A 12,440-nucleotide genomic window follows, 5' to 3' on the forward strand; every position below is an offset into this window, starting at 1 on the left:
CCCACAGGACCCCAAGACAGCCGTGAGCACGTTCGAGAAGAGCGTGGCGGCCCTGGGCGCAGTAACAAAGCCCGGACCGGTTCCGTGACGGTTCCCAGGGCCCACGTAGAGGTGTTGCCGGACAGGTCGGAGGCCAAGCTCGGGGTACTCCTCAGCAACAGCCGGAGCCGCCAGGCCAAGCTGACCGCCGACAAGTTACAGACGCTCGCCGCCCTCGGACTGGAATGGGCTACGGAATGACGTTGGCGTACGGGTTGGTCTGCCTCGTCTGGCCAGGTCGCTGCTGTCGGGTCACGGCAAGGCGGCCTGCTAGGGGTTGCGGCGTCTCGTGGGTTGGTGCCTCGCAGGGAGGTCTGGCGAGAGGCGACCCCCTGTGCCGGTCTCGCGTGGCCCGGGGCCGGATCTCCGGTTGACGGTGGTGTTCATGCCTGGATGAAGAAGGCCGGTTCGTACACCTGTGCCGTGCTGACGTCTTCGTACACCACGGTGGGGCGCAACCGGTTCCAGCGGTGGCCGAGGAGGAGGGCGAGCCCCATGGGGCAGGCAAGGAAGAGGTGGATCCGAGGGGTGGTGCGGGCGGGGCGACGCAGGGCGTTGCGAATGCCGACGGCGAGGGCGTTGGCGGCGGGGCTGTCGAGGACAGAGCGGTCCTTGGGGCCGGCGGGTGGTGTGAGGATGAGGAGTCTGGACGCGGGGATGTTCTGTCCTTCGACGTATTCGAGGACGTCCTGAGTGAAATCCTCGGCCCTGACCGTGATGTTGATGCCGACGGCGAGGTCGTCGCCCTGGCCGATGTCGTACTCCTCGACGACGGGAGCGCATTCGGCGTCGTAGGTGTCGCGGGTGGACCACAGGTCTCCGCGTTGGAGGACGGCGAGGTCGGCTCCGGTGACCATGCGGAAGGCCGTGCCGGTCAGGAAGGCGGGGGCGAGGCGGAGACTTCCCGACACAGAGATGCCGGTGCGGCCGGGCAGCCGGGCGGGGGCCGCCTCGATGTCGGCCTGGAGCTGTGCCCAGGTGGCGGGGGCGAGCGGGCGGCGTTTGGTGTATTCGGAGTCGGTTTCGAACCGGTCGATCCAGCTGATGGTGTGGTCGGCTTCGGCGGCGAGCGGGTCGGGCTTGAGTGTGGCGATCGACAGGATCGCGTGGGCGGGTCCCGTCTTGAGGTCGAGACTGTCGACGGCTGCCTTGACCATGTCGAGGGTCAGGGTGCGGTGGCCGTCGCGGACCTGCTGGGCGACCCAGTTGGCGCCTTCGTCGACCGCGCGGCTGTCGTTGCGCAGACCGCAGACGGCCATCAGGAGCTGCAGCTGCTCGTGTACGTGGGCCAGTTCCCGGGACAAGTCGAAGCGCAGACGGGCGAGGAGGTCGTGGAGCTCGGCCGCCCTGGGTGTCCTCGTGCTCGGACTCGCCGCCCGTGCTTTTCCGGGGTGGCTGGTCGTGGTGCTGTCCGCCCTGCCGGCCGCGGCACTGACCGTCCCAGCAGTCAGGCCCCAGCGCTGGACATACCCGCGCCGCGCCGCCTGGAACGACAGCTGGCGTGCGGCCACGGGTGGGCTCGTGTTCGGGGTCGCGGCCGGGCTCACGGCAGGGCTCATGACCGGGATCGCGGTCGTGATCGCGGTCGGGCTCATGGCCGGGATCACGCAGGAGCCGGGTACGGGCCGCAGGACCCGGGCCGCCATCAGAACCGACGCCCGTCTCGGGCTCATGGCCGGTATCACGGCCGGGCTGATGGTCGTGGTCTTGGCCGGGATCGTGTTCGGGCTCACGGTCGGCCTCATGATCGGACTCGTGGTCGGCGCGGCTTCCCGCAGGTATCTGGTGTTCCTGCTCTGCTTGCGCGGGCAGCTGCCGTTCCGTCTCGGGCGGTTCCTCGACTGGGCGACCGACGCGGGGCTGCTGCGATACAGCGGGGCCGCTTATCAGTACCGGCACCGGGAACTCCAACACTGGCTCCGCCAGCACCCGAACCCACCACAGATGCCCTAACCACACACCCCGCCCGCACCGGACGGCGGCGGACGGACCCCACAGACGGACGAATCGCCCCGGGCGACGCAGGGGTCCGGCTCCTGATCGTCAACCGTCACGATCGAGCTCACCAGTCGGAGGTGGGCAGCGGAGCTGATATCGAAGCCGCTACAGACGGGCGCCAGTACAGCGGCACCCGGCCCCGATGAGCCGCTGCGTCCGACAAAAATCGTGATGCTGACCGGTCAGGTCCGCCACTAACGTTCGGCCCATGGCTCTGACGATCACCACCCTCGCCGAACGGCCCGAACTCCACGAGCCAATGCTGCAGATGCCGGACACCTGGCCCGCGTTCATGGCCGAGGACCCGGTCGGCTGGGCCTGCTACGCCCATGTCCCCAGGGAGTTCCCCGAGCATGTGCTGATCGCCACAGACGGTGACGGCGAAGTCGTCGCGCACGCGTTCAGTGCCCCGTTCCGTCTGGATGCGGCGGGCCGCGGCGAGTTGCCGGGCACGGGCTGGGACCAGGTCCTGTTGTGGGCCTTCGCCGACCTGCACAGTGGCGAACAACCGGACACGGTCAGCGCGCTGGACATCACCGTGGCGGCGGGCCGCCAGAACGAGGGGATCTCCGTCCGCATGGTCACCGCGCTCCGGGAGAACGTCCGACGGCTCGGCATCACCACCCTCGTCGCACCGGTCAGACCCACAGCGAAACACCTCGAGACCAGCTGCTCGATCCACGAGTACGCCTTCCGCACCCGCCCGGACGGCCTGCCCTACGATCCCTGGCTGAGGGTCCACGCCCGCCTCGGCGCCACCGTGGAAACGGTCGCTCCCGCCTCCATGACCATTCCCGGAACTCTGGCCCAGTGGCGCGCCTGGACGGGGCTTGCCTTCGACACACCGGGCCCGGTGGAGGTCCCCGGAGCCCTCGTGCCCGTGCACTGCGAACCCGAACGCGGATACGCCGTCTACGTCGAACCCAACATCTGGGTCAGGCACACCCTCCGCGCCGATCCGCAACCCTGACCAGCAAGACCAGCCCTGCGGCGATGATGATGTTCCCGTACAGATCGGCGAAGTGCAGGGACCGGCTGTCGTCGTCCACCTGCTCGCTCCAGACGCGCACCCCGTTCTCGCGCAGTCATCTGCTGACGTGTCCAAGTCAGCGGTGTACAGGACGAGCAGGGGCTGGCCGCCGCACTGTTGGCCGATCAGTTCGCGTTCCCGGTCCGTGGTGGCCGTCATCAGCCACAGCCCGGCCGGTTCCTGGCCGGGCAGACCGAGGTGCAGATAGAAAGGCGCGGGGGTTACGAGGCGGCCGCTTCCTCAATCGTCTGTCGCATCTCCAAGAAGCGGTCGACGCCAGTGATCTCGCAGAGGCGTCGTACCTGCGCGGAGGGTGCGACCACGCGCAGCGTTCCCATCTGATGGGTGAGGATCAGCAGGTTCAGGAACGTCGAGTCGGCGAAAGTGACAGCGGAGGCGTCGAGGACGACCTTCGGATAGCGCCTCGCCGCGGTGTGCAGCGCCTGGCGCAGCGCTGTGATCGAGCCCAGGTCGTAGTCGCCGGCGGCGGCGATCACCCAGGCCCCGCGGTACTCGTACTGCCGCACCACCGGACCGTACGGGGCGTGCACAGTGGTCTCCTCCAGGGTTAGCGTCCCGCTGGTGCTGCTCGTGCATGTGGACAAGGCGGCCTCGTTCCAGGACACCTGAAGCTCCTTTTGTGACTCTCCCGTGCGGGAGCACGCCATCGATTACCGGAAAAGTATGTCATGCAACCTGCGTCGCTTAAAGTGCTGGCTATGGCCGCAGTACCTGACTCCCACACCGGATGGACGTTCATCACCAGCCACGCACGCGTGCTGGCAGCCATCGCCGACAACCCCAACATCCGCATCCGTGACATCGCCGCCCACTGCCGACTCACCGAGCGTGCCGTATCACGGATCATCTCCGACCTGGAGCAGAACGGGTACCTCTCACACACCCGCGAAGGACGCCAGAACACCTACCGCATCGACCCCGACAAAGTGCTGCGCCATCCCGCCGAAGCCGGCCTGCCCGTGGCCTCACTACTCTCCCTCCTCGTGCAGGACGAAACCGAACGCACCCGCCCACCAGCCGCACACACGCAACCCCCGGCCGACGCCACCACCGCGAAATAGAGCAAACTCCGGGCTCCTTCTGGCTTCTTCCGTCAGCTATGGGGTGGGGTGGCCGGGGCAGGTCCGATGAGGCAGTCCAGCCGGGTGTAGAGGGCCGGTACGAGGCGGGCCCGGTTCTGAACGCAGAGAGCGGTGCCCTTGAGCGGGGCGGACAGGCGGCTGTTGGCTTCGCGGAGGACGACTTGGGCGAGGATGCCGCGGCCGTCGTCCTCGGGCAAGGCGGCGGCCTGGCGCCGGACGACGGACGACGGACGACGGACGACGGCGACGAGCGCGAACGCGTGGCCGGTCAGTTGGAGGCCGATTCTGTTCGTAGTCGCGTAGCGCGAGCACGTCCCTGCCGGTCCAGGCCAGGACGGCGCTGACGAGACGCTCGTACAGTTCGCGGTCGAGCGGGAGACCGGCTTCGATCAGGCCGGTGGGTCATACAGGACGCTGTGGCTGCTGGTGTGCATGACGAGGAGTCTCGATACAGGAAGCGGCGCGGGCGACGATCACCGCCGAATTGCCCTCGCTACTCCCCCATTCATCCTGCCACTCGCCGTACTGAGCAAGGAAGACGAGCCAAACCCAGTCCGCACGGGCCAACAGCACCAGGGGAACACTTACTGACCATTTCAGAATCAGGATCTCGTGACTGCTGGAGCCTGTCAGACGTCGAGTCGCTGAAGGACCTGCGCGAACTCCTCGTTCTCAACAAGGCCGACGAGTACTCGGGTCATGTTGCTGATGCCGGCATCGCGGACGATGAGACCGTCCGAGACCCAGAAGTAGCGACCTCCCAAGGCTTCCCCGCTTGCCGCCCACCTCTCCATTACAAGCTCGACCTGGGCGAGAGTGATGATGGTCGCGCTCCATCGAGAGCCGTCCGGAAGGTCGACGAAGACGTCAACGTTGTCCACGGACTCCAGGTCCTCACCGGCATTCGGTATGAACGCGGCCTCGAAATGTTCTGTACGAACTCGGTAGAAGGGGCCGTCCCAGGCTCCCGGCTGTCTGCTCTGACTCATCAGGCGAGCTTGCCGGGTCAATCGGCCCACCTCAACCGGGATCTTCCGCCACGCTGCCGGGCGTGAACAGTGATCTTGTGCCCGATGACCTGTGGACGCGCATCGCTGCGATGCTGCCGCCCCTCCACAGCGGCCGCATCGGTATGCAGGACGACACCGAACAAGCGACCGCATCGCGTTGGCAGGCATCACCTTCGTCCTCGCACAGGCGTGACCTGGCGCGACGTGCCACGTCAGGAGGTGGGCTGCTCCGGGGTCACGGCCTGGCGCCGTTTACGGGACTGGACCGAGGCTGGCGTCTGGCCCCGACTGCACTCGGCGATCCTTGCCGAGCTGCGGGCGGCCAGGCTGCTGGAAATGGACGATTGTGCCATCGGCGGCTCGCACATCCGCGCCCTCAAAGGAGGAACTCACACCGGACCATCTCCGGTCGACCGGGGCCGCCCTGGAAGCAAGCACCACATCATCGTCGACCAGCACGGCACGCCGCTCGCGGTGTCACTGACCGGCGGCAACCGGCATGATGTCACCCAGCTGATGCCCCTCGTCGATGCCATCCCCCACATTCGTGGTTTGCGCGGCCGGCCACGCCACCGGCCCCGGCAGCTGTTCGCCGACCGAGGCTACGACTTCGACAAATACCGCCGTCTCATCCGGGCGCGTGGGATCACACCCAAGATCGCCCGCCGCGGCACCCCGCACGGCTCCGGCCTGGGCAAGACACGCTGAGTCGTCGAGCGCACCTTCGCGTGGCTCCACCAGTTCAAGCGACTCCGCATCCGCTACGAGATACGAGCCGACCTCCACCTCGGACTGCTCCAACTTGCCTACAACATCATCTGTTTGAGACGGCTCCGGACCTCATTCTGAAACGATCAGTTAGGCGGGCAACTGTGGACTGCGGCCCCGGTGCGCAGCAGGAGCGGAGGCAGGTGGTGGGCGGTGCGCAGCAGCAGCCGGTACGGCTCGGGCTGCGCCAGTGGGACTGGGCGTAGTGGTGGGGGGTCGTTGGTCGATGTATTCATAAGTGGGGGAAGCGGGCTGTGTGGGGGTTCTGGCCCCGGGGCGGGGTCAGACCGGAGGCGTACGGCTCGGCTCCAGATCCATTCCTCAGGCGTACAGAACGTCAGAGTGTCTTCTCTCCATTGAGCCTCTGCCAACTTGAAGCCGCAGTTCAAAGGGCTGGTGTGACCGGTTCTCGGGGTGCTCACGCTGGTCATGGGCGACTGTCTGCGCAGTAGATCGTCTGTCAGCGGTTGGTTCGCCGGATACCGGTAATGTGGCGGGGCGGTGATGGAATTCCCTTGCAAATGGGGTGATCGCGCTTCCGTGACGACTACGACAGAGGCTCGAACCGGTGGCGGACGTGCGCATCCCCACCAGTGACAGGCGTGACTCCGACGCCCGAGCTGTTCGACGTACGATGCCGAGATGCACGCAAACAGCCGGCGGGACGCTCGCGCCCTCCTCCTCAATGGCACTGTCGGCGTGGGTAAGACAACCGTTGCCGAGGCCCTGGGCGACCTTCTCGCTGACGCAGGGATCCCTCATGCCGTCGTCGATCTCGACTGGCTACGCAAGTCGTGGCCTGCGCCGCCCGGTGACCGATTCAACTTTGAGGTTCCCCCGGTGCGCGGGAGGTGCTGATCAGCTGGTCAGAACGGGTTGATGGATGTTCAGGTTCGCTTGATCGGCCGCCGCTCGGTCGGCGTAGTGCTTCTCCTCGAACTCGATGGGGCTGAGGTAGCCGAGCCGCTTCTGGATCCGCCGGCTGTTGTAGAACCCATCGACGTACTCGAAGAGCGCCAGGTTCGCCTCGGCCCTCGTGGCGAAGACGCGGCCGCGGACGCATTCAGTCTTGATCAGCATCCACAAGTTCTCGGCGAGAGCGTTATCGTACGAATCCCCGACCGAGCCCATGGAAGCCTCAATTCCTGCCCGCATCAGGCGTGTTGTTAGCTTCACGGACGTGTATTGACAGCCGTGGTCGGCGTGGTGGATCAGTCGGCCGGGCTCTACGTCCCGGCTGGCCAGCGCGTACTCAAGGCAGGACAGGACCAGGTCGGCGTCCGCGCGGGCGGAGGTCTCCCAGGCCACCACCCGGCGCGAGAACGCATCCCGGATCGCCGAGAGCCACAGCGGACCCTCAATCGTGGTGATCATGGTGAGGTCGGTGACCCACAGCCGGTTCGGCTCAGGCGCGGTGAAGTCCCGCTCGACCAGGTCCGGGGCCAGGGTGGCCTTGGGGTCCCGGCGGGTGAAGCTGCTGCGGCGTGGGCTGAGGCCCGCGAGATCGGCCTCGCGCATCAATCGCTCGACACGTTTGCGGCTCACGTGGACGCCCTCGCGTTTGAGGACGGCGTGCACGCGCGGGGAGCCGTAGATCCCGCCGGAATCGGTGTGGATCTCGCGGATCCTGTCGGTGAGTTCGACGTCTTTGCGGACCCGTTCGCACGGTTGCTTCTCGGCGCGGCGCCAGCGGTAGTAGGTGGAGGAGGCAATGTGCAGTTCCCGGAGCGTGGGCTCGACCTCCAGATGCGGGTGCTCGGTGAAGAGCGCCGTCACCTGGGCCGGGTCGGGTCGGTGAAAGTCGGCCCGGGGCGCGGTTCCGGCCTTTCGACCGGCCCGTTTCCCCGGACCGCTTCCCGAACCCGGCGGGCACCTCTCAATGCACCGGGCTCTCCACAAGCCCCGAAATGGGCTGCGTGTTGAACATCCTCATCCCGCGATGGGCCAGGGAGCCGGAATTATCGAGCCTCGGTATCGGTAGCGGGTCGTGCCTACCTTCTCTGGGTCGAACAGCTCCCTGTTATCACTGGAGGGCCACCATCCACCGCCGCAATAGCGGTTGCGGAGTTCCTTCCAAGTGGACCGGCGGTGTTTGCGCCGCATCCATCGCCATACCGTCTGCCACGTGTAGTGGCTCAGATAAGCGAAGGTCGCGGAGGACACCCCTGGCCGGAAGTAAGCACACCAGCCCCGCAACGCCATATTCAAACGACGCAGCAGGTCATCCAGCGGTTGGTTCACTTCGACCTCGCGGCACAGCGTCTTGACCTTCCGCTTCACGGCCTGGACAGCCTTCTTCGCGGGATAGGTATAGACGTAGTACTGACTGGTCCCCCTCTTGCGGTGACGCTGGATGTGCCACCCGAGAAAGTCCAGTCCCTCATCGATATGGGTAATCAAGGTCTTCCCCGGCGACAGGCGCAGGCCCATCGTGGACAAGACCTCAGTGATTTCCTCGCGCAGGACCTCGGCATCCGATTTCGAGCCGAAGACCATCAGGCACCAGTCGTCCGCGTACCTAATAAGGCGGTAGTTGGGAAGACCATGGCGGTGCCGTCTGGCGCGGTCCACCTTCCCAGCGCTCGGGCCTCCCGGCGCCTGGGCTATGTATTCGTCCAGGACCGACAGTGCCACGTTACTGAGCAGAGGCGAAAGAATCGACCCTTGTGGGGTCCCGGCGGTGGTTTCCCGCAGCAGGCGGTCCTCTCCGAGGATGCCTGACTTTAGGAATGCCTTCACCAGGTCCAGAACGCGTTTGTCCCCAACTCGATGCCGCACCCGATCCATCAGGGCCGGATGCGAGATTTCGTCAAAGCAGGCCGTGATGTCTCCCTCGACGATCCACTCATAATTGCGTGGCCGCGAAGATAGATAGCGCACCTCGGCTACCGCGTCATGAGCCCGACGATTCGGGCGGAACCCGTAGGAACACGGGAGGAAGTCCGCCTCGAAAATCGGCTCCAGCACCAGTTTCAAAGATGCCTGGACCACCCGGTCGGTGATGGTTGCGATCCCCAGGCGGCGGAGCTTCCCGCCGGCCTTTGGAATCATCCGTTCCCGCACCGGTAGCGGGCGGAAACTACGGTCCTTCAGCTGCGACCGCAGTCCGTCGAGGAAATCCTCGACGCCCTGCCCGGCCTCGACGGAACGGGCTGTGCGCCCGTCCACTCCAGCCGTGCGGGCACCCTTGTTACCCCTCACCCGATCCCAGGCCACCAGAAGGAAGCCCGGATCGGCAACGAGGTTGTAGAGGTCGTCGAACCTGCGATGAGAATCATCACGAGCCCAACGGTGCAACTTGGTCTGGATATTCAGTACCCGTCGCTCCGCCACATATATGGCGTGCTCCAGTTCGTCGGTATTCACCAGCGAAAACCTCCTGATATTCCAGCAGCCTCGACTGCTGGCTTGCTGGCTCCCTTCGCCCTGCGGCCGTCTCTCACGGCCTCCACGGCGGGTCGTCACGCCCGCGACTACTACGGAGCCTCCGCCCCATCCCACGGCCCTCAATCGGCAACGGACCTGCCCACCGCTGAACTGGCTGTCCAACAGGAGGGCGACCGTGGATGGTTCCCACGTTCACCATGTGATCGATCAGTCAGGGAGGCGCCCAGCTCTACCCCGGCAGCATCGCCACGTCTACGCCGTAGAACTTCGACGTGGCCTCCCCACCGACACAACTAAACGGCTTCGGAGTTGAAGACCAGCCCGAAAGGCCCGGCCCTCACGCGCTGCGTACCGGCCCATATCTGCCAGATTTGACCCGGCTTCGCTGTTACGGGGCGTCCACCACTGGTTCGCTCTCGCTACACCTTCTGACCTCGCTGAACGGGCCCACACCGTCTGACAGTTCCGGCACGTCCCGCCTTCGTCGGGGCCGCTTGCCACCCTCACCGGCGTTCCCCGGATCAGGCTGCCCCCAAGCTTCGATCAGGCCGCTACGACGGCCCGACGGAAGTGGTCTTTCACCACCTCTCGATCAACATCGCGCCTCGTGGCGCACAGCTGCGCCGCGAAAAAAGCCGAGGCCGTCCGCAGGATCTCGTTCGCCCGCTTGAGCTGGGCGTTCTCCTTGCGCAGGGCCGCGAGTTCCTCGCGCTCGGCCGTGGTCGGCCGGTCGTCACGCTCGCCGGCATCGGCCTCGGCCTGGCGGATCCAGCCGCGCAGAGCCTCGGGATGCACCCCGAGATCGATTGCCAGCCGCTTGATCTGCGGCTTCGGATCGGTGAAGCGGTACATCCCCACCGCGCGATCACGCAACTCCTGCGGGTATTTTCTCGGTGCAGCCATGGCCAGAGTTCCTCTCACGAGATCCATCTGACCCGCTGTCACCACCCACCGAATCTCGGGGGAACCTCAAAGGCATAAAGCAACGGCCCGTGCCGTGAGTACCTGCGGCGCCGGGGCTTCCGGCACACGATCCCGGAGAAGACCGACAGCCGGGCCGCCCGCCTACGCAAAGGCTCACGCGGCGGACGGCCACCCGGTTTCGATCGAGAGCGGTACAAGAAGCGCAACACCGTCGAACGCGCGATCAACCGGCTCCAGCACGCAAGAGCAGTGGCAACCCGCTATGACAAGCGCGGCTAGGTCTTCCTGGGCACGGCAACGGCAGCAGCTCTCGTCATCTGGCTCCGGACATGACCGGGCTTGACGGCGTCAGCCCACGGATGCACCTGGAGCCAATGCCAGGCCAGAGGTATCAAGGAAGGCTTCAAGGCTGATGACTCCGCTGCCGGTTCCGTCGTCCCATTCGGTCAGGAGCTCCGAGAGGCCCTCATTCCAGGAGTCGGATGTGTCGATGTCAGGGCCGGGATGACGCTCGACGCAGCCAGCACCGTGCCGGTAACGAAGGGACAGGTACTGGCCCCCCGCTGTCCAGGCATCCCACTGGGACGGGTAGGCGGGACACGTCTGCACGACCCGCACCAGCATCAGACTCTCGACTTGACCCATCCGAGAATGGTCGCGCGCCTACGGAACTCGGGCAATCGACTTCAGGTCGACGGCAACCGTGGTCGGCCGGACAAGTCCTAGGAGTATGGATCTCCAGCGCCCGAGCAAGGAGGACAAACTCACCCCAGAACAGTTGGACGCACTGCGCAGGCTGGGGGTGCAGCGGGCGTGACACGCTCTACCACCGGCCGCTGAACCCGACGGCCAAGCGAAGACCACACCAAACCCCGGGGACACGGCGGGTTCCCGGGTTCTCGTATCTATCTGCAGGTTCAGGCTTCTGGCCGCTGGGGCGCGGTAACGCGTCGCACAAACCGCCATTTACGCGAACCCCTTCCCGCCTCACGGATCGCGTGTAACTGGGTGTTGGGTCGGCCCCGAAGGTTCGGAGGGCTTGTGGGCGTGTTCTCACCGCACCGGGCCGGCCTGTGGTCTTGTGGTGCGGGCGGCGTGGGCGTAGCGGGCGGCGAGGTCCCCGAATGCGGTGGCCAGTTGGGGTGGGCCGATGACTTCGATGTCGGTGTCGAAGCGGCCGATGGCGGCGGCGAGTCCGGTCCATGACCAGGAGCCGAGGATGAGCCGGCAGTGACGGGGGCCGAGTTCCTCAACGATGCCGTCCTGGGTGAAGGGTGCGACGTCGGCGGCCGGGAGGCGGAGGATGACTTCGCCTTGGCAGGGCCAGTCGGTGGTGGTGCCGTCGTTGCCGCGGAATCGGCTGGTGATGAAGGTGGAAAGGTTGCCGCTGGGGAGGTCTCGAGGCGTGAAGCGGGGGCCGGTGGGTGTGCGGGGCTGGATGCGGTCGACGCGGAAGGTGCGCCAGTCCTCGCGGTGGAGGTCCCAGGCCACGAGGTACCAGCGGTGACGCCAGGTGACCAGGTGGTGGGGTTGTACGCGGCGGACGTCATCGGCCGAGGTGCTGGGAATCGGGGAGTAGTCAAAGCGCAGTTCCTCGCGGGTGTGGATGGCGCGGCTCAGGTCCATCAGGACCTGAGCGTCGACCTGGGGGGTGCCGCCGGCCGCGGCGGGCGGTTGGACGGCGGTGATGTGCAACAGGTCGATACGGTGGCGCAGGCGGGGTGGCATGACCTGGCGGAGGGTGGCCAGCGCGCGGGTGGCGTCTTCGGCGACGGTGGTGCTGGCGGCCGCGGTCTGCAGCGCGACGGCCAGGGCGACGGCCTGGTTGTCGTCGAACAGCATGGGCGGCAGGTGAGTGCCGGCCTCCAGGCGGTAGCCGCCGGCTGGTCCTTTGAGGGTCTTGATCGGGTAGTCGAGTTCGCGCAGGCGGTCGATGTCACGGCGCACCGTGCGCGACGTGATGCCGAGACGTTCGGCGAGATCATCGCCGGACCAGTCACGGGGTGTTTGAAGGAGGGAGAGCAGCGCGAGGAGCCGGGCAGATGTTTTATGCATGGCACTCATACTCCCTGAAGTACCGGACACAACCTGTCCTCTACCTCTGCCATCGTGGCATACGAGCCGTTCGGGAGGCATCGCTCCTCCTGGTCACGGCAGCCGCCGCTGGAGCTGGGACGGTAG

Annotated in this window: 12 protein-coding genes and 2 pseudogenes; 5 read left to right on the plus strand and 9 right to left on the minus strand. The window is 66.3% G+C overall.

The features are described 5' to 3' along the window. Nucleotides 1–84: 84 nt before the first annotated feature. Entirely contained in the window at nt 85–240 is a 156-nt protein-coding gene (locus OID54_RS00200; RefSeq protein ID WP_329012038.1) for a helicase, read from the plus strand. 182 nt (nt 241–422) lie between these two features. On the opposite strand, the gene OID54_RS00205 is transcribed toward OID54_RS00200, so the two are convergent. Next, the gene (locus tag OID54_RS00205) at nt 423–1,550 is read right to left on the minus strand and encodes an SAVED domain-containing protein (RefSeq protein WP_329012041.1); all 1,128 of its coding nucleotides are present in this window, start codon (nt 1,548–1,550) and stop codon (nt 423–425) included. Between the two features lie 46 nt (nt 1,551–1,596). Between OID54_RS00205 and OID54_RS00210 the strand changes: the two genes are divergently transcribed. Both OID54_RS00210 and OID54_RS00215 read left to right on the plus strand, forming a co-directional pair. Beyond that, nucleotides 1,597–1,992 (plus strand): hypothetical protein, encoded by a 396-nt coding sequence (locus OID54_RS00210; RefSeq protein WP_329012044.1) that lies wholly within the window; start codon nt 1,597–1,599, stop codon nt 1,990–1,992. 253 nt (nt 1,993–2,245) lie between these two features. Beyond that, nucleotides 2,246–3,007, plus strand: coding sequence for an N-acetyltransferase (locus tag OID54_RS00215; RefSeq protein ID WP_329012048.1), 762 nt, complete (start codon nt 2,246–2,248; stop codon nt 3,005–3,007). Between the two features lie 281 nt (nt 3,008–3,288). Here the strand turns inward: OID54_RS00215 and OID54_RS00220 are convergent, their stop codons facing one another. After that, nucleotides 3,289–3,693 (minus strand): STAS domain-containing protein, encoded by a 405-nt coding sequence (locus OID54_RS00220; protein ID WP_329012051.1) that lies wholly within the window; start codon nt 3,691–3,693, stop codon nt 3,289–3,291. 93 nt (nt 3,694–3,786) lie between these two features. On the opposite strand from OID54_RS00220, the gene OID54_RS00225 reads away from it, so the two are divergent. Beyond that, nucleotides 3,787–4,149, plus strand: a complete 363-nt coding sequence (locus OID54_RS00225) for a helix-turn-helix transcriptional regulator (RefSeq protein WP_329012053.1) — start codon at nt 3,787–3,789, stop codon at nt 4,147–4,149. A 32-nt stretch (nt 4,150–4,181) separates the two neighbouring features. Here the strand turns inward: OID54_RS00225 and OID54_RS00230 are convergent, their stop codons facing one another. Both OID54_RS00230 and OID54_RS00235 read right to left on the minus strand, forming a co-directional pair. After that, complete coding sequence (locus OID54_RS00230; protein WP_329012056.1) at nt 4,182–4,367, minus strand: hypothetical protein; 186 nt, start codon at nt 4,365–4,367, stop codon at nt 4,182–4,184. Nucleotides 4,368–4,799: 432 nt separating this feature from the next. Then, the gene (locus OID54_RS00235) at nt 4,800–5,159 is read right to left on the minus strand and encodes a hypothetical protein (RefSeq protein WP_329012059.1); all 360 of its coding nucleotides are present in this window, start codon (nt 5,157–5,159) and stop codon (nt 4,800–4,802) included. A gap of 110 nt (nt 5,160–5,269) precedes the next feature. Here OID54_RS00235 and OID54_RS00240 point away from each other — a divergent pair. Further along, a pseudogene (locus OID54_RS00240) lies at nt 5,270–6,029 on the plus strand (IS5 family transposase). A gap of 777 nt (nt 6,030–6,806) precedes the next feature. Here OID54_RS00240 and OID54_RS00245 read toward each other — a convergent pair. The 5 genes and pseudogenes from OID54_RS00245 to OID54_RS00270 all read right to left on the minus strand — a co-directional run bounded on the left by OID54_RS00245 (nt 6,807) and on the right by OID54_RS00270 (nt 12,314). Further along, nucleotides 6,807–7,724: an IS3 family transposase gene (locus OID54_RS00245; RefSeq protein WP_329012061.1), complete on the minus strand. Its 918-nt coding sequence runs from the start codon at nt 7,722–7,724 to the stop codon at nt 6,807–6,809. Between the two features lie 153 nt (nt 7,725–7,877). Beyond that, nucleotides 7,878–9,314: a group II intron reverse transcriptase/maturase gene (gene ltrA / locus OID54_RS00250; protein WP_329012064.1), complete on the minus strand. Its 1,437-nt coding sequence runs from the start codon at nt 9,312–9,314 to the stop codon at nt 7,878–7,880. A gap of 648 nt (nt 9,315–9,962) precedes the next feature. Next, a pseudogene (locus tag OID54_RS00255) lies at nt 9,963–10,265 on the minus strand (transposase); the annotation flags it as partial. A gap of 342 nt (nt 10,266–10,607) precedes the next feature. After that, on the minus strand, nt 10,608–10,904 hold the full coding sequence (locus OID54_RS00265) for a hypothetical protein (RefSeq protein ID WP_329012068.1): 297 nt from the start codon (nt 10,902–10,904) through the stop codon (nt 10,608–10,610). Nucleotides 10,905–11,312: 408 nt separating this feature from the next. After that, entirely contained in the window at nt 11,313–12,314 is a 1,002-nt protein-coding gene (locus OID54_RS00270) for a helix-turn-helix transcriptional regulator (protein WP_329012073.1), read from the minus strand. Nucleotides 12,315–12,440: the final 126 nt, after the last annotated feature.

Source organism: Streptomyces sp. NBC_00690 (genome assembly GCF_036226685.1).
Taxonomy (GTDB): Bacteria; Actinomycetota; Actinomycetes; order Streptomycetales; family Streptomycetaceae; genus Streptomyces.

Excerpts from the sequence above, each read along its gene's own strand:
- OID54_RS00210 (WP_329012044.1), top strand. The coding sequence starts at position 1,597 with ATGACCGGGATCGCGGTCGTGATCGCGGTCGGGCTCATGGCCGGGATC.
- OID54_RS00215 (WP_329012048.1), top strand. The coding sequence starts at position 2,246 with ATGGCTCTGACGATCACCACCCTCGCCGAACGGCCCGAACTCCACGAG.
- OID54_RS00225 (WP_329012053.1), top strand. The coding sequence starts at position 3,787 with ATGGCCGCAGTACCTGACTCCCACACCGGATGGACGTTCATCACCAGC.
- OID54_RS00270 (WP_329012073.1), bottom strand. The coding sequence starts at position 12,314 with ATGCATAAAACATCTGCCCGGCTCCTCGCGCTGCTCTCCCTCCTTCAA.
- OID54_RS00235 (WP_329012059.1), bottom strand. The coding sequence starts at position 5,159 with ATGAGTCAGAGCAGACAGCCGGGAGCCTGGGACGGCCCCTTCTACCGA.
- OID54_RS00265 (WP_329012068.1), bottom strand. The coding sequence starts at position 10,904 with ATGGGTCAAGTCGAGAGTCTGATGCTGGTGCGGGTCGTGCAGACGTGT.